The organism is Mycoplasma sp. 'Moose RK' (assembly GCF_015708155.1).
Lineage (GTDB): Bacteria > Bacillota_I > Bacilli_A > Mycoplasmatales > Metamycoplasmataceae > Mesomycoplasma.
Map to the genome: position 1 here is coordinate 708,376 of NZ_JADDYD010000001.1, position 17,271 is coordinate 725,646.

A 17,271-nucleotide genomic window follows, 5' to 3' on the forward strand; every position below is an offset into this window, starting at 1 on the left:
TTAGCCAAAAATTAAAAAAATACTGGTTTTTAATACTTTTATAGTTCTCAATTTTTTAATGGTTTTTATTAGAAAATTGAGAAATTTAGTTTTAAAATTCAGCACCAGTTTACCAAATTTTCACAAAATGCAGTGTTGTTTGTTCGAAAAATAATTTTTTTTCTAAAATTTTCGCTTTTTTGTATTTTTTTAGCAAAAAATTTAAAAAATGTAGAAAAGCAAGAAAAAAATATTTTTTTATTTTAAAAAAATTTAACAGTTTTTTTAGTATAATTTCTAATGATTAGTATGATTGCGAGTTAAAATCACTGCTAATCATTTTTTATATAATTATAGAAAGGAGAAGAGATGACCTTTTCACTTAAGTCGGTCTTTGCTGAAAAGCAAAGAAGGAGCACCAACAATTCTGGTTCTGGCAAAATTCGCAAGATTTTGTCCAAATTATCTGGTGCCTTCATGCTCCCAATTTCAGTTATGTCTGTTGCGGGTTTGCTCCTAGGAGTAGGTGCTGCAATTGCAAATAATAGCGAATCTATTTTTCATCTCAATAGATTTGGACTATTTATTCAGATGCTTGGCGAGCCAACTTTTGCTGCTTTGCCACTGTTATTTGCAGTTGCTTTCGTTATTGCTTTTACAGATGAAGCCGGTGTTGCGGTTTTTTCTACTATAATCGGCTATCTTGTTTTTGTTGCAATTCAGTCCGTTTTTATCTCTGACATAACAGTTGATAGTAGCACTAAAGGCGTAAACATTTTGTTTTCTGGTGCTGGACGCGACCCAGTTGGTCTAAAAAGTTTGGTCGGAAATTCGCTTGGATTTCGTTCATTACAAACTTCAGTTTTTGGTGGAATTGCTGTTGGACTCAGTGTCCAATATCTTTACAATCGTTTTCACACAATTCAACTTCCACAAATAATTTCATTTTTTGGTGGAAAAAGATTTGTTCCCCTTATCACAATTCCAGCAATGGCGATTTTAGCCTTCATTTTCTTGATATTTTGACCTTGAATTGGGTTTGTTTTAAACATTTTCGGAGCTGGACTTGCAAAAGTCCCTTATGGATTTGAGTCCTTTATTTTTGGTTATATCGAGAGATCGCTAATTCCTTTTGGATTACACCATGTTTTTTATGCTCCACTTTGATATTCATCTGCTGGAGGTGATGCGGGCGCAACAATTACTAATTGAGCACTTGCGCAAGGAATTGAAGTTATTGAAAAGACTGTTAATGATGAAAAATTTCATGAAGTTGTCACAAAAATGCAAACAGTTCCTGGTGAATCATTAAAAACTTTGTTAATTGATATTGCCAAAAATAAAGATAAATTTGTTGGTGATTCAACTGCCTCAACTTATTTACTTCGTTTTGCGAACACAATTGACTACATAAAAGACGGAAAATCATTTTCAATTCCGCTTTTCACATTTTTACAAGATAATGGCTTCAAAGTTGGTAGATTTGCTGATGGTAAATTTTCAGGAATGATGTTTGGTCTCCCAGCTGCTGCAGCTGCAATGATTATGGCTGCGCCAAAAGAAAACCGAAAAGTTACTTCAGGTACTGTGATTCCTGCTGCAGCAACATCTTTTGTAACCGGAATTACTGAACCAATCGAATTCACATTCCTGTTTTTATCACCACTACTTTTCTGAGGATTCCATGCTTTCATGATGGCGCTTTCATTCATGTTTGCAAATATTGCTGGAGTTCACGTACCAATGGTGTTTTCTGGTGGAGTTCTTGACTTGTTAATTTATGGAGCTGTTCCAATTCAAAAAGGTACTAATTTCTGGTGAGTTTTGGTAGTTGGACTTGCCTACTTACCAATATACTATTTTGTTTTTCTTTTTGTTATCAAATGACAAAATTTGGAAACTCCAGGAAGAGGACAAAACACAAAATTATTCACAAAAGCTGATTATTTTGCAAAAAAAGATCAGCAAAAAGGCAAAAATGCTGTTGATCCACAAATTCTTGCGATTGTTGAAGGTTACGGTGGAATTGATAACATTAGTGTTTTCAATAATTGTGCTTCTCGACTTCGTTATGATGTCAAAGATTTGTCACTTGTGAGTGAAGAAAAACTAAAACAAGCCGGCGTTATTGCTATCAAAATTGAGGGACAACACCATGTTCAAGCAATTTTAGGGCCTGTTGCTGAGCAAATTAATGCAAAAATCAATTCGCAGCGTGACTTGATTAAGTCACTTTCAAAAGCAGAAATTTCCCAAATTTTGGGAAATTCTCAACCTTTCGAAAAGCCAACTGAAGATTGCAAATCTGATTGTGAAAATATGAAGTCACACCAAATTTTTGCTCCTACAAATGGCGAATTAATTGAACTTTCGGATGTCAAAGACGGCGTATTTTCTGAATTTGAATTAGGAAACGGATTCGCAATTCGGATTGGAAACACTGGAAAAAGAGAGATTTTTTCACCTTTTTCTGGTAAAGTCAAAATGGTTTTTCCAACAAAACACGCAATTGGTTTTACCTCACTTGATGACAAAATCCAAATTTTGTTGCATATTGGAATTGACACTGTCAAATTAGATGGACAAGGATTTGAAATTTTTGTTCAAGCAGATCAAGAAATCACAGCTGGCCAAAAAGTTGCCAGTGTTGACCTTGACTTTTTAACTAGCCAAGGTATAGAAAATACCGATATAATTGTCGTTATTCTCAAAGAGTCAGCACAAAAAGACTTCAAATTTAAAATTCCTTTGCAATCAATTACAGAATTACCAACTTTAATTGGTGAAATCAAATAGAGTTGGTGAAATCAAAAAAATTAATATTTTTTTAAAATTTTAATAATTTACCCACAACCACGATTGATTTTAAAAAATATAATCGTGGTTTTTTTATTTAAATAAAAGGTAATTTTTGTGCAAAAAACCGCGAAATATAATATAATTTTAGTATGAATGTAAATCCTTTTTATTCAATTAACTTGCCACTTCCAGTGTTGATTTCGCTTTCAGTCATTTTCTTTTTGCTTGGAATAGTTTCGCTTTCATTCCACCGCTACACTCGCAAAAAAATCAATGAATACCGCCAGATGCAAATGGAGGATTGAAAAAAAGAAAATCCGAACAAAAAACACTTTTCCTACCAACAAACCGGAATGTTTTTACCAGCTTGACAGCGGGCAAAATACAATTCACACTTTATCTTAGCAACTGTTTTTTTTGTTGGTGGCTTTGTTTTTGCTTTCGGAAATTTGCTAACAACTTTGTAAAAAACTAATTAGACAAAACCAAAGATTTAAAATTTGAAATTTTATTTTTTTAGCAAAAATGATTGAAAAATGTTGTTAAAATAATCGGGATTTTCAGTGTAAATTAAATGTCCTGTTTTTGGAATAATTTCAACCTGGATGCTCGGAATTAATTTTTGATAGTAAGATTTTGTTTCTTTTTGCAAAACAATTCCATCATTTTCCCCAAGAACTAATAGTGCCGGACACTTTACTGTTGCAATCCCAGCTTCAATTCTATCCATGTTTTCGGGCAAATGTTTTCCAAGTTTTACAATGTTGTCATTGTTGTAAAAATTGTAATCAAAAACATTTTCTGCTCACTTCTGATATTTAGGATTCTTGAATTTTTCTTTGTCATATTCATAAATCGTTAAAAATTCAAGCATTTCACTTGGAGTTTTTGGAAAAAATTTTTCATAAAAAAGTGGTGCAAGTGGCAAATTTGCTTTGTTCATTGGGCCAATAAAAACAATTTTGGAAATTAACTCAGGAATTCTATGATAAACAAGTGCTGCATTTCCTGCGCCCATTGAGTGTCCGACCAAAATTACATCCTTAATTCCGAGCTTTTTGATAAATTCGACAATCAAATTAGCATAATATTCCATACTTAATTGCTCATCTGTGGCTGGAGTTAAATTATTCCCAGGAAGAGTAAAACTATAATAATTTGCACCTTTTATTCTGGCAGCTGCCTCAAAAAAAATCATATGATTTGAGTTAAAACCGTGGCAAAAAACAATATTAATTTTGTTAAAAGGACTGTAGTTGACCACAAAAGGATATTTTCATTGAAAGTTCATAATTCCGCCTTTTTTTTTTTTTTTTTGACTTTATGATATCATGATATCATATTTTTCATTTTTTTTTTTTTTTTGCTAAGAAATAAATTATGATATAATTCACTTGCCACTAAAACAATAACCTTGTAACCTGGTCAGGATAGAAGTATAGCAGCCATATCGAGAAGTGTTGTGTTTAGTGGTTTTTTAATAAAATTTATCTATACCATTTTTATTTTTTTAAAAGTTTAATTATTATGTCAACTAACAATCAAAAAAATTCAAGTAAAGATTCATCTTGTAGTTGCCCTGATAAAAAGAAGAATCATAATTTTGCAAAATGCTTGAAAAAACAATTAATTAACCGTGCTGAACGTGAGATTTTTCAGCACAATAAGTCGCAAATTACAATTAAAAATATTTGGAGACAGAAAACCCTATCAATCACAGTAATGGCATTCTCGTCCTTACTCTTTACTTTAGGAGTGATTTTTTTTCTAGGTCAAGCAAGAGCATTGCCAACTGGTGTTTCTGCAATTCCTTCATTAATTATTATCATCTTAAATTCACACTACACTACTGACATTCGTTGAGGTTTTTCTCTTTTATACCTTGGAATTAATATTCCATTAATGATTTTTATGTTCATAAAAATTCCAAATCGCACCTTTAGTTACCTGACTTTTTTGTGATTAGTTTTTCAAGTTTTTTGAAACCAAATTTTTCTTCTTGACACACCACTTAAAACTTTTTTAGTTAATAATATTAGCGTTAAAGACCCTGGGGACTCTTGAAGTCTTTTTTATTACACAATTGTGGGCGCAATTTTATCAGGTTGGTCAACTGGCATCGCTTGAAAATTTGGAGGTTCATGCGGAGGCACTGATTACATAACTTATTTTATTACACTCAAATACCGTAAACCAATTGAAAAAGTTATGTTTAGCATTTCAATCTTTTTTGGAATTTTTTCACTAGGTGTTCTTTATTTTGTTCAACCTGTAGAAGTTGATAATCAAATTTTTGGTCCTAAATTACTGGCGGTTTTTGTTTACTTAATTGTTAGTTCGTTAATTGTTGGCCGGATTTATCCAAAATACGGAAAAACACTTTTGCAAATATATACAAATGATCCTGATAAAATTGTCGCACATCTTCGTTCAATAAAGTATTGACACTCCTACAACATTTGAGAGGGTTGATCAGGTTACACAAATCAAAAACAATGGCGAGTTGAAACAATAATTTTTACAATTGAGCAAAAAGCAATTTTGGAAGAAATAGTAAGGGCCAACGTGAATTTTTGGTATTCAGCAACCCGCATTTTGCAAACAACAGATCGCTTTGATACTACAAAAATCAATTAAAAAACAAGTAAAATTTTAAGGTTTTACTTGTTTTTTTTTTTTTTTTAAATAAAAAAATTACTTAATTTGATCAACTAAAGATTGTAATTTAGCATTGGCTTTTTTTGCAGCTTTTGAAATTTTTAGACGACGTAATTCACGTTTTTTAGCCATTTGTAATCTTCGAATTTTTCGCATAATCATCCTCTTAACTAATTTTGATTAATTTTATTAATTTTTTTCACTAATTCATTTGTTCTTCTGACTGGATGTGAAACCACATCAGTGATATTTTTAGCAATAACTTGGCCATTTAAATAACCAACCGCTAATCCAGATTGGCCTTCAACAATCAATTCAACTGCCTTTATAGCCATTTTTGCTGCTAAAACTCGTTCAAAACCGGTTGGTCTGCCACCTCGTTGCGTGTGACCAATTTCAAGTGATCGGGTAGAAATTTTTGTAAAATCTTCAATATTTTTGGCAAATTCCTTCAAATTATCAAGAACATGCTCAGAAACCATTACTATCACGCTATTTTTTCCTTTAGCAAATTGTTCAAGGACAATTTTCCCGGTTTCTTCAGCGCTTAATTTGTAAGTATTTGTAATTAAAATCTCACTACCAGTTGCAAGTGCCGAGTATACGGCCAAATCCTGGCAATCACGTCCCATAACTTCAACAACAAAACAACGACGGTGTGAATTTCCAGTATCACGTAATTTGTCAACAGCTTCAACAATTGTGTTTAGTGCTGTATCAAATCCAATTGTAAAATCAGTGAATTCAATGTCATTGTCGATTGTTCCTGGAAGTGCAATCACATTAATTCCTTGAAGGTGCAACTGATTTCCACCTTTATAAGTTCCGTCGCCACCGATGACAACAAGCGAATCAATACCAAATTCTCTAAGAATTTCGACTGCCTTTTTTTGAATTTTTTCCTCTTTAAACTCAGGGAATCGTGTCGAACCAATAGCAGTTCCTCCATAACTTCCTATGTTATGATAGGGAAATTTTTCTGCTGGCACAATTTTTTTGTTAATTATTCCAGCATAGCCATCAAAAATTAAAAAAGGTTCAAATCCAAAATTTAACGCTGATTTAACAAGAAAACCTATAGCTGTGTTCATTCCAGGAGCATCGCCACCTGATGTCAAAATCGCGATTTTTTGTGCCATTTTTCAACCTTTTAACTTTCAAAGTAAGGACAAAATAAATTTGAAATGGTACGCCCTAGAGGATTTGAACCTCTGACCCAATGATTAAAAGTCATTTGCTCTACCTGCTGAGCTAAGGGCGCTTTTGGTGCTCGAAACTGGACTCGAACCAGCACGGGATTACTCCCAAGGGATTTTAAGTCCCTTGTGTCTACCATTCCACCACTCGAGCTATTATATTAGTGGTTTTATGGCATAAATTATATCAAAAAGCAATAATAATTATAGCAAAAAATAAAAAATATTTAAAAAATTATTTTTTTACCCTAAAAACAGGTCAGTTTTTGAAGCTGACGCTTAAAAATTTTAAACTAAAATTGAAAAATTTTCTCAAAAATGGAAAAAAATAGGAAAAAAATAGGAAAAAAATAGGATTTTTCCTATTTTTTAAAAAATTACTCAAAAAACTTAAATTATTATAATGGAGTAAAGACCAAAATGAAAACAGTAAAAATCAGAAAATTATTGCTTTTTTTCCCTATTTTTTCACCATTTTTTTTATTTACAAGTTGTTTTAAAATTGATTTTAATTTTGAGAATTTAAATGAACAAAAAAATAGTAAATCTAACCAAAATGAAAATGAAAAATCCTTCTTTTTTAATTCAATTATGCAAGGATTAGGAACTAATCCCACAAAACCCAAAGTAAGATTTTCAGGTATTTTTTCAAATTTTGAAATCGAAAATTTGCAGTTAGGACAAAACGATCAAAAATATTCAGGACTTGAAGAAGTTTTAGTAAAATTTTTTAATATTCTCAATGACAAAAACCTTAATTTTGAAACAAAAAAAACCTTATTTGAAAAATTACTCAAAAAATTAAATAGCAGTAAGTTCAAAATTGATCTTGGGGTTAAAAAAGATCAAGAAAATATCAACTTTCCAAAGAAAAATTTGAATTCCAAGGAACCGGTTTTCACGAATACTGAAGATGAAAATTTTTATCAAGAACAGGTAAATTTGTTTAAATCTAGTAAAAATTTAGAAAATTTCTTAAAAGTCCGTGACAAAAATCTTTTTATTGAAGAAAAATTAATTGAACAAAAAAAGCAATGAAATCCGCTAATTAAGATCATTTTTCAGATAAATTTAACAAATTATCAAGTGGATTTAATCCAATTTTCACAAGAATTAATTCGCGATATAATCGTCTCAATCATTAATTTTACTACAAACCAGGAAAAAATAATTTCACAAGAACGCGAATTAAAATCTAAAATTTTAAAATTATCAGTTCAAAAAGAAAAATTTTTGGAATCAAACTCCAAAAATTCTAGTTATGAAGTTTCAAAAACTGAAAACAAATTAAACAAAACTAGAAAAAACCTGGAAGAATTAACCAAAATTAACCAGCAAATTGCTAATTTAAATGCAGAATTTGAAAAGCTTAAGCAATCAAATTTAGAAATTTTAAAATCTGATATCAAAAAAATTAGTAATTTACTGGTAAAATTTTTTAACCCAAGCATTCATGTTTCAGTAAACAAAAAGAATGTTTTTTTTAATGAAGTTGACCTAAAAGTGAATAATCAACTTGCTTTTAGTAAATTTTTTGAATTTTTCTCAAAAAATTTACAACCAAATTTGGCCAAATTTGGAATTAGCTCACCTTTTGAAACACTTGGCGATCAAAAAACTAATTTTATTAAGAAATTCTTCTTACCGCTGATATCTGAAAAATAAATTAGCGCTATAAATCAGTCACTAATTTGGAATTTTTTATGGTAAAATTCCCTAATATAAAAAGGTGAAAAATGCAAAAATCAAAAACCAAAAACCCAAAAACCCAAAAAATCACCTTTTTTGGTGCACTTTTAATCGTCCTTGGTGCAAGTATTGGTGCCGGAATTTTTTTTAAATCAAAATCTGTTTTGGAAAATTCAGGTTTCAACCTTATTTTGGCGATCGCAAGTTGGCTAATTGCATGTTTTGCCATTGTTTCGATGGCAATCGCACTAATAGAAGTTTCCTCAGCAACTGGAAAATCAAATTTATCACTAATTATTTGAAACAAACTCTTTAATTCAACGACTTTTTATAAAATTTCGAAAAATTTTATAATTTACCTTTATTTACCCTTCACTTTTTTTGTGTTGCCAGTTTATTTTATGCAAATTTTGCAAGATTCAATTGCTGCTTTTCGGTTGGAATCAAGCCCAAATTGAAATCTGAAATTTGACTGATTGATTGTCCTGGTTGTTTCAATTGCAATTGTAATTTACTTTTTTTTGGTTGGATTAAATGCAAAGGTTGCTGAAATTCACAACAAAATTATCTTAATTTTCAAATTTCTACCCATAATTATCACAGTAATTCTTGGTTTTACTTTTGCTTTTCAAGGTGCTTCGAATAATTTACAGCTCTTGCCCCAATTTTCGCCTCCTTCTGAAATCAAAAATCAAGGTTTGTCACTTGCAACAAGCCTACCTGGAATTGGTGTTTTGCTTTCGATGACTGGAATTTTCTTTTCGTACGAGGGTTTTTTTACTGCTGCTGGTTTGCAATCAGAAATGAAAAATCCCAAAAAAACACCAATTGCGATTCTAATTGGGATTGGAATCACGACCATAATTTATTTACTAATTGCAATTGCGACTGCAATTGCAGGTGATGGGACAATTTCATCCTTCATAAAAATTGCAAAAGAAGAATTAAACTGGTCGCATTTGGCAATCAAAATTATTCTTGGCACCACCTTTTTGCTGATTGGGGTTAGTTTGCTTGGTATTATCAATATTTTTACATTGTGAGGAACCCGCGCAGTTGAGGAATTAACTATGAAAAATGATTTTTTTCTATTGAAAAAATGAAAAAAAATCACTAACTTGCAAAAACCGGTTGTTGCAACGGTTTTTTTAGCGATTTTTGCCATAATTTCCCTAATTATTTTTACAGTTATTGGCGTTTTTGCTTTTGATGACTCAACTTACGGAAATTATGGCGAAAATCTTAACAATTTATACTCCTTTGCTGACATAACCGGAAATTGGTCAGCATTAATTAGCTTTTTGTTGATTGGTGCTGCAATTTTTGGTTGCATTCGCAACCGGAAGACAGAAAAAATTTTGGTAAAAAAACAAAAATATTTTCTTTTTTTTGGCTATATTTCTGTTATTTTTATCGCAATAACTGTTATTTTTGCAATCGCTGTGCCGCTTGTTGACCTAATTTTATTTTTGAGCTTTCAGCCAAAAATTACTGACTTTAGTCAAGTTTTGAAAACAAGAATAACAAAAGTTATTGTGCTTTTTTTCTTCATAATCATCCCGCTTTTGCCGCTGTTTTGTACTTGGTTTTGAAAAAAAATAAAAATTTTTAACAAAAAGCAAAAAAAAGGTTTATAATATAAGAAAGTTATGACAATTAACTTAAAAAAATATATTCGAACTGTTGAAGATTTTCCAAAGAAAGGTATTAGCTTCAAGGACATTTCGCCATTGCTTGCAGATGGGAAAGCATTGAACTATGCAATTGTTGAAATGGCGTCACTAGCAAAGGATGTCGATATCATTGTTGGTCCAGATGCTCGTGGCTTTTTGTTCGGCACTCCAACGGCTGCATTTCTTTCTAAACCCTTTATAATGGTGCGAAAGGCAGGTAAGTTGCCTGGTGAAGTTCAGGAATTTGCCTATGATTTGGAGTACGGATCATCAATTTTGGAGGTTCAGGTTGACATGATCAAACCTGGGCAAAAAGTTGCAATTATTGATGATGTGCTTGCCACTGGCGGAACTGTTCATGCAATTACAAAGATGATTGAAGATTCAGGCGCTATTGTTTCTAAAATCATCTTTTTAATTGAGCTAGAAAAACTACAAGGGAGATCAAAATTAGAAAAATATGACGTTATTTCGCTAATAAAAATTAGCTAAAAAGTCAAAATTATTTTTCAATTTAAAAAATAGCTGATAACAATCAGCTATTTTTTTATAATTCGTTTTCCCGTGTTTTTCATAATTTTTAATGATTATCTTGGTGACTTTTTTAAGAAATTTTTCTTAAAAAAGTGATTTATAAAAAGAGGTAAAATTGGGAATTTTTTCTACATTAAGTTTTAAAAAACAAAAAGTAGAAAAATCTGGTCAATTATCCGCTCGTCAGAGCGCATTTTCATATGTAATTGGTCAAAAATCAAAAAAAGTGGTTATCAATGATAGCTGCTTTTGAGTTAATTTTTCGTTTTTTTTTTTTTTTAAAAAAAAAACTAGCAGCTTGAAATAGTGCTAGTCTTTATAAGGATATCATTAAAATTACGAATAATAAATAAAAAAAAGAAAGAGGTATCGGTTAATAACAATAAAATGCTCCAATAGGCATTTTAAAATTGATTCTAATCGTTTTTTTTTTTTTTTTAGTTATCAAAACTAAAAAATCCTAGTTTAAAATGAAAATTAGGAGGAATTAAAAATATTACTAAAAAGAAAGGAATTTATATTATGAACTCAAAATTACAAAACGAAATTAAAAATTATAAGAAAAGAGAAGTGTTTTTATCCTAACATGTATAAAACCATTAGATAAACAAAAAATGAAAAATATAAAGAAAAAAACGAAAAAAATATGAAAAAAAATATGGAATAATTAAGAATAAATTTGTGGCCAAAATTTAATGAAATTCTAACCACATGATTAATTATAACAAATTTTTTTGTAAAAAAAAGTCAACATTTAAATTAGTAAATTGATTTCAGACACATTAAGAAGGGGTGTGTCAAAATGAAACAATATAAATTCACAGTTGAACAGAAAATTAAATACACCAAAATTGCTGAATTTCAAGGGTTAAAAATTGCAATTTTGCATGTTTATGGAAATAATTTAATACGAAATTGACAACAAAAGTTTTTCAATAACGGTATGAAAAGTCTAATAAGCGCTTGGGTAAAAATAAATTTTCTCGCAGACCAAGAAAGAAATACACAATTAACGATCCTTCTAAAAATAATCGTGGAATTTATCAAGAAATAATGGAAAATGTTCCTTAAAAAAAGCACGGAATTAATATTGCAATATTTTTGATGAACTTAAAAGACGAAAATAAGAAATCAAAAAAAGATAAGCAAAAAATAAAAAATTCTACTAGAATTTGTTTGTTTTTTAAAGGAGAAGGAGATCCAACAATCAATGTTGTCAAAAGGCAATTCGCTTGTAAACCAGCCAACTGAATTTTTTATGCTATTTTACAACGAGAATTTATTAGTGTTGAAGGTCGAAATTTCGAAAATACAACTGTTACCTATCAGAAAACAAAATAATTTATTGAATGATATGGCAACTCATGATTTTAAAGCGGTTTATACAAAACTCCAAGTTTTTATATGAGTTAAATTAATTCTTCAGAATTTTTTAAAAATGAAGATGTTAGAAAAAAAATAAAAATAGAGTTTGTCTTAAAATCATAAAAAACTAATTGTTTGAATTCTTTCTACTAATTTAATTTTTCTAAAACAAGATTTAAAAAGATTTTTTAAAAAAATTTCCATTATTTTACAAGTTTTAAAACAAAAAATAAATTTATGTTATAATATTTTGAACTAGTCTTAGGTTAAAACATTATAAAAAATGTGATTATTGTAATAATAATTTAGAGAATTGGGGGGTTGCTTATGTCAAAAATTACAGCGATTTTAGCAAGAGAAATTTTGGATTCAAGAGGAAATCCAACTATTCAAGTCGAAGTTCGCACTGAACTCGGCGGTTTTGGTACTGCCATCGTTCCTTCTGGAGCTTCTACAGGTTCAAGAGAAGCTCTTGAGCTTCGCGATGCAAATACAAAATATGCTCAAAATTGGTATGGTCAAAAAGGTGTGATGACTGCCGTTGATAATGTAAATAATAAAATTGCTCCTGAAATTATTGGTCTTTGTGTTAAAAACCAACGCCAAATTGATCAAAAAATGATCAATTTGGATGGAACACCAAACAAGGAAAAACTTGGTGCAAATGCAATTTTAGGTGTTTCGCTTGCGGTTGCAAAAGCTGCTGCAAGCGAGTTAAAGTTACCACTTTTTCGTTATTTAGGTGGCCCAAATCCAACACTAATGCCAGTTCCAATGCTCAACGTGATAAACGGTGGTGAACATGCTTCAAATACACTTGATTTTCAGGAATTTATGATTATGCCGCTTGGATTTGCAACGTTTCGCAAATCTTTGCAGGCAGCAAATAAAATTTTTCACACTCTTGCAAAATTGTTAAAAAATGCTGGATTTGGAACTCAAGTCGGTGATGAAGGTGGCTTTGCACCAAACTTAAAATCACACCAACATGCGCTTGATTTTTTAGTTCAGGCAATTAAGGAGGCTGGATTTAATCCTTCACTTGAAGGTGAAAATGCCGTTGCAATTGCAATTGACGCTGCTGCCTCAGAATTTTATGATGGCCAAAAATATGTATTTAAAAAATTAAAAGTTGCTGAAAATTCACAAGGTCAAAAATTTGAATTTACAAGTGCTGAATTACTTGAATATTATGGTGAACTTTTTAAAAAATATCCAATAATTTCTGTTGAAGATGGTTTTGCTGAATCTGATTGAAATGGTTTTATTGCTTTTAATCAAAGATTTGGTTCAACTCACCAAATTGTTGGTGATGATTTAACAGTTACAAATGTAAAAATTTTAAAAGAAGCAATAAAAACAAAAGCAATTAATTCAATCCTAATTAAATTAAACCAAATTGGAACACTCAGTGAAACACTTGATGCAATTGAATTAGCGCAAAAATCAGGTCTAACTGCTGTTGTTTCGCACCGCTCTGGTGAATCAGAAGATACAACAATTGCTGACCTTGTAGTCGCAACTGGCGCTGGTCAAATCAAAACAGGCTCACTTTCAAGAACTGATAGAATTGCAAAATACAATCGACTTTTAATAATTGAAGAACAATTAAATACTTTTTCAAAAAGTAGTTACATTGGTAAAGATGTTTTTTATAATTTAAAAAAATAATTTATTAACATGGATATTCGTTTAATTTTAAACAACAAATCATTTGTTGAAAAAAAGTTGGCTGATCGTGGTTTTGATGTTTCAAAAATTAATGAATTGTATGAAAAAAGTCAAAAACGCAATTTATTTCGCCAAGAAATCGATGAATTATTAGCTCAAAAAAATGCAATTAGTAAAAAAATTGGCGTTTACCAACGTGAGGAAAAGGATTCTGAACTTTTAAAAGCAAAAGTAATAACTATTAAAAATAAGATAAATGAATTAGAAATTCAGTGAAATCAACTCAATGAATGAATTGACAAAGCGATTCTTGAAGTCCCAAATCTACCTGATGATTCGGTTCCTTTTGGAAAATCTGAAATTGATAATCAAGTAATTGCACACTGGGGAGTTCCAAAAAAGTTTGATTCAAAATGCAAGCCTCACTATGAATTTGGAGTTGAAAAAGATATTTTAGATTTCAAAAGAGGAATTAAAATTTCAGGAAATCGCTTTGTTATTTACAAAAATTTAGCAGCTAAACTAATCAGAGCACTAACTAATTTCATGATTGATACCCACACCAAAGCAGGCTATCAGGAAATGTCTATAAACACACTTGTACTTGCAAATTCGCTGCTTGGCACAGGTCAACTACCAAAATTTGCTGATGATTTATATAAACTTTCGGATTCAAGGTTGTGACTAATTCCAACTGCTGAAGTTCCACTTACTAACTATTTTCAAAATGAAATAATTGATCTTAAAAAGCCAATTTCACTAGTTGGTTACAGTAAATGTTACCGTTCTGAAGCAGGAAGTGGAGGAAAAGACACGCGAGGCTTAATTCGCTTGCATGAATTCCACAAAGTTGAACTTGTAAAAATTACTAATCAAGAAGACGGAAAAACTGAATTTGATACTGTTGTTCGCGATGCTGCTAGAATCCTAAAATTATTAGAAATACCTTTTCGAATGGTTCTTTTATCAACAGGTGATTTGGGATTTTCTGCTCAAAAAACAATTGATTTAGAGGCCTGACTTCCATCTGAACAAACTTATCGTGAAGTTTCATCAATTAGTTTTTGTGGTGATTTCCAGGCAAGAAGAGCGAAAATTCGCTACCGTGACGGAAAACATAATCGTTATGCACACACAATTAACGGATCTGGACTTGCAATTGATAGAATAGTAGCAGTTTTGCTTGAACAGTACCAAAATCCTGACGGAAGTTGAAGTGTGCCGAAAATTTTGGAGCCATATTTTCGTTAGATTCTGTTAAAAAAGGTAAAAAATGAAAAAATTATTGGTGATTTTGCTTGATAAATTTCAAGATATTGAATTGACAGTCTTTATTTCTTTGATAAAAAAAGCAAATATTTTTACAGAAATTGCTTTTTTTAATCCAGAAAACAAATTGGTTACTGGCCAATTTGAAATTGTAAAAATTCAGGCACAAAATCACTGAAAAGCTTCTGATTTTTCAGCAGTTTTTATTCCTGGCGGATTTGCAGCGCAAATTTTTCGCACTTGTGAAAAATCAATTAACTTAGTTAGTGAATTTTTTAAAGAAAATAAACATGTTTTTGCGATTTGTGATGCACCAAATGTAATTTTTGAGCTTGGAATTGCTAAAGGTTATCAATTTTCATCTTATCCAAATGAAGGAAATTTAAGTAATAAATTTAGAACTAATTCCTCTGTTTGCGTGGATCGAAATTATATTTCAGCTAGAAATGCCTCTAGTTCAGCTGAATTTGCTTTCAAAGTTATTGAAAATTTTGGTTCACCAGAATTATCACAAAAAATTAAGTCAGGTTTTGAAGCTTAATTTTTATTAAGATTTTTAAAAACCAAGCAAAAAACTGATTCTTTTTAAAATTAAGAAAGAATTATGGCCCATTTTACTTGGTTTTTAAAAATTAAATTAAAGATTTTTCATTGAGACATCTTCACGATTTTTTGCACTTGCTGCAAACATTGGATAAGTTGTTAAATTCATTGAACTCCCAACAATCGATGAAGGAAAAACAAAAATTTCTGTGTTAAAAATATTAACTTTACTATTATAAAGCCGTCTTGCAGCTGCTAATTCTCTTTCTAAATAAGTTGTTTGCTGCATTAATTCTTGGTAGGATTTTGAAGCTTGCAATTGTGGATAATTTTCACTGACTGCCATTAATCTGCCAAATAAAGAACTATTTAGATCTTCGATTTCCTGAGCATTTTGTATATTTGATTTTAGGCTTCGCAATCTTGTAATATCACTCAAAATTGACTCTTCATATTCACGATAGGAACGAACTTGGTCAGCTAATTTTAGCAAAGTTGCGCTTCGCTGTTCAAGCTGAACTTCAATTGTGCCAGCTGATTCATTAATTAAATTCTGTTGGCGCATGAAATTATTTTTTTGTGAAATATAATAAATTGGTGCAAAAAATAAAAACAATGTTCCAAAAACTCAAAATAAAATTTTTATAGTTTTAGAAACAACAGGTTTTTTTGCACTATTATCAACACGAGGTTCAAATCCTTGAATATTCTCGTTATTTTCGGGATTAAATAAATTTGACATTTTTTTCCTTTTTAATAGATTTACAATAAAATATACTATATTTTTCCATTTTTTGAAAAAATTTATAATTTTCAACTAATCCAAATACAAAGTTATATAAATAAGTGACAAAAGATAATACAAACTGTAGGTATCGGTCAGAAAATCTTCAAAAATCTGATTGATAAAACCATCAGGATTAACCACTGATTCAGGAAAGTCAAGATACATGAAATTTCACTGACAATTGTAGGTAAAATAAACTGAATTTCCAACAGATTCAATTGCAACATTTCAAACTTTAACTCCCTGTTGGTCGAAATACCTTTTCAGCGAAAGTTCCATAGCAAGAGGTGTATACATTTTGCGAATTTTCAATTTATCCTTGCTCTCCGGACTAAAAACATTATTAAAATCTTCGTTTTCAAGTCTCACTTTGTCGCTACTAGAAAATCATCCAGATGGTTTTAACAACCTAAAATCAAAGACTTTTTCTGCAAGAATTGAGGTATCAATTTTCAAAATTCCAGTAATTCTTTCGTTTATCACAGTAGTATTATTTACTATTTCCTTCCACTCTCAGCGCACATTTGTGAAACCAACAACAAATTTTTCATCAATTAACAATTGTTGAACTGGTCTAGTTGTTGTAATTTTAGCTTTTAATGAACCAACAATTTCTGTTGGTGTAAAGTATTTAATTTCATCCCTTGAAATATTAGTTTTTTTAGCAATTTTAGAGCTTGTTCCCAAGTATTCCATGCCCCTGTCCAAAAGGTAAATTGCTTGTTTATAGGCAATTTCTGGCTTAAAATTATCAATTACATTTTGTGAAATCTGCTTTGTCAAGTCTTTAATTTTACTTTTTTTTGAACCCAAGATAAAAGAGGAGAATAACGCTACAATGCCAGGAATTACAGCGAAAATAAGGATAATGACGCTTCCCTTTAAAAGAAGAATAATTGCTACTGTAAGAATGGTTAAAAATATTGAAATTGAGAAAATAATGCTAAGTTTCACTGAATTTTTTCGCAGTAAAGCAATTTCTTCTAGTAAATTTGCATTTCCCTTATTGACAATTTCCTCCAATTTAGGTCGAAAATGCTCTTCTGCTCTTTTTCTGTATTCATCAAATTTAAAATAATCATTTATTATTTTCATTTTTGTTCCAGTA

15 protein-coding genes, 2 tRNA genes and 1 other RNA gene are annotated in these 17,271 nt (G+C 30.5%); 12 read left to right on the top strand and 6 right to left on the bottom strand.

Going from position 1 to position 17,271, the window contains the following annotated elements; all coding sequences use genetic code 4:
* Positions 1–348: 348 nt before the first annotated feature.
* Both IM807_RS04395 and IM807_RS02590 read left to right on the top strand, forming a co-directional pair.
* Positions 349–2,775 (top strand): PTS transporter subunit IIABC, encoded by a 2,427-nt coding sequence (locus IM807_RS04395; RefSeq protein WP_196362991.1) that lies wholly within the window; start codon positions 349–351, stop codon positions 2,773–2,775.
* Positions 2,776–2,927: 152 nt separating this feature from the next.
* Positions 2,928–3,245: a hypothetical protein gene (locus IM807_RS02590; protein WP_196362992.1), complete on the top strand. Its 318-nt coding sequence runs from the start codon at positions 2,928–2,930 to the stop codon at positions 3,243–3,245.
* 41 nt (positions 3,246–3,286) lie between these two features.
* On the opposite strand, the gene IM807_RS02595 is transcribed toward IM807_RS02590, so the two are convergent.
* Positions 3,287–4,069: an alpha/beta fold hydrolase gene (locus tag IM807_RS02595; protein ID WP_196362993.1), complete on the bottom strand. Its 783-nt coding sequence runs from the start codon at positions 4,067–4,069 to the stop codon at positions 3,287–3,289.
* A gap of 103 nt (positions 4,070–4,172) precedes the next feature.
* Between IM807_RS02595 and ffs the strand changes: the two genes are divergently transcribed.
* Positions 4,173–4,257: signal recognition particle sRNA small type (gene ffs / locus IM807_RS02600), an RNA gene on the top strand.
* Positions 4,258–4,305: 48 nt separating this feature from the next.
* On the top strand, positions 4,306–5,415 hold the full coding sequence (locus tag IM807_RS02605) for a YitT family protein (RefSeq protein WP_196362994.1): 1,110 nt from the start codon (positions 4,306–4,308) through the stop codon (positions 5,413–5,415).
* A 191-nt stretch (positions 5,416–5,606) separates the two neighbouring features.
* On the opposite strand, the gene pfkA is transcribed toward IM807_RS02605, so the two are convergent.
* The 3 genes from pfkA to IM807_RS02620 form a co-directional block, all read right to left on the bottom strand.
* Positions 5,607–6,575, bottom strand: coding sequence for a 6-phosphofructokinase (pfkA, locus tag IM807_RS02610; protein WP_196362995.1), 969 nt, complete (start codon positions 6,573–6,575; stop codon positions 5,607–5,609).
* Between the two features lie 46 nt (positions 6,576–6,621).
* Positions 6,622–6,697, bottom strand: a tRNA-Lys gene (locus IM807_RS02615).
* 3 nt (positions 6,698–6,700) lie between these two features.
* Positions 6,701–6,786 (bottom strand) — tRNA-Leu (locus IM807_RS02620).
* Between the two features lie 266 nt (positions 6,787–7,052).
* Between IM807_RS02620 and IM807_RS02625 the strand changes: the two genes are divergently transcribed.
* The 8 genes from IM807_RS02625 to IM807_RS02655 all read left to right on the top strand — a co-directional run bounded on the left by IM807_RS02625 (position 7,053) and on the right by IM807_RS02655 (position 15,374).
* Positions 7,053–8,297, top strand: a complete 1,245-nt coding sequence (locus tag IM807_RS02625; protein ID WP_196362996.1) for a hypothetical protein — start codon at positions 7,053–7,055, stop codon at positions 8,295–8,297.
* Between the two features lie 71 nt (positions 8,298–8,368).
* Positions 8,369–9,958, top strand: coding sequence for an amino acid permease (locus tag IM807_RS02630; RefSeq protein WP_308699293.1), 1,590 nt, complete (start codon positions 8,369–8,371; stop codon positions 9,956–9,958).
* Between the two features lie 12 nt (positions 9,959–9,970).
* Positions 9,971–10,486 (top strand): adenine phosphoribosyltransferase, encoded by a 516-nt coding sequence (locus IM807_RS02635; protein WP_196362998.1) that lies wholly within the window; start codon positions 9,971–9,973, stop codon positions 10,484–10,486.
* Between the two features lie 844 nt (positions 10,487–11,330).
* A complete protein-coding gene (locus IM807_RS03920) occupies positions 11,331–11,582 on the top strand; it encodes a hypothetical protein (protein WP_230861171.1) in 252 nt (83 codons plus the stop codon).
* 50 nt (positions 11,583–11,632) lie between these two features.
* Positions 11,633–11,869, top strand: a complete 237-nt coding sequence (locus IM807_RS03925; protein ID WP_230861172.1) for a hypothetical protein — start codon at positions 11,633–11,635, stop codon at positions 11,867–11,869.
* A gap of 351 nt (positions 11,870–12,220) precedes the next feature.
* A complete protein-coding gene (gene eno, locus IM807_RS02645) occupies positions 12,221–13,564 on the top strand; it encodes a phosphopyruvate hydratase (RefSeq protein ID WP_196362999.1) in 1,344 nt (447 codons plus the stop codon).
* Between the two features lie 9 nt (positions 13,565–13,573).
* Positions 13,574–14,815, top strand: coding sequence for a serine--tRNA ligase (gene serS, locus IM807_RS02650; RefSeq protein WP_196363000.1), 1,242 nt, complete (start codon positions 13,574–13,576; stop codon positions 14,813–14,815).
* 22 nt (positions 14,816–14,837) lie between these two features.
* The gene (locus tag IM807_RS02655) at positions 14,838–15,374 is read left to right on the top strand and encodes a DJ-1/PfpI family protein (protein ID WP_196363001.1); all 537 of its coding nucleotides are present in this window, start codon (positions 14,838–14,840) and stop codon (positions 15,372–15,374) included.
* Between the two features lie 96 nt (positions 15,375–15,470).
* Here the strand turns inward: IM807_RS02655 and IM807_RS02660 are convergent, their stop codons facing one another.
* Positions 15,471–16,118, bottom strand: a complete 648-nt coding sequence (locus IM807_RS02660) for a LemA family protein (RefSeq protein ID WP_196363002.1) — start codon at positions 16,116–16,118, stop codon at positions 15,471–15,473.
* 75 nt (positions 16,119–16,193) lie between these two features.
* Positions 16,194–17,258 carry a DUF3137 domain-containing protein gene (locus IM807_RS02665; protein WP_196363003.1) on the bottom strand — a complete coding sequence of 355 codons (1,065 nt, stop codon included), beginning with the start codon at positions 17,256–17,258 and terminating at the stop codon, positions 16,194–16,196.
* Positions 17,259–17,271: the final 13 nt, after the last annotated feature.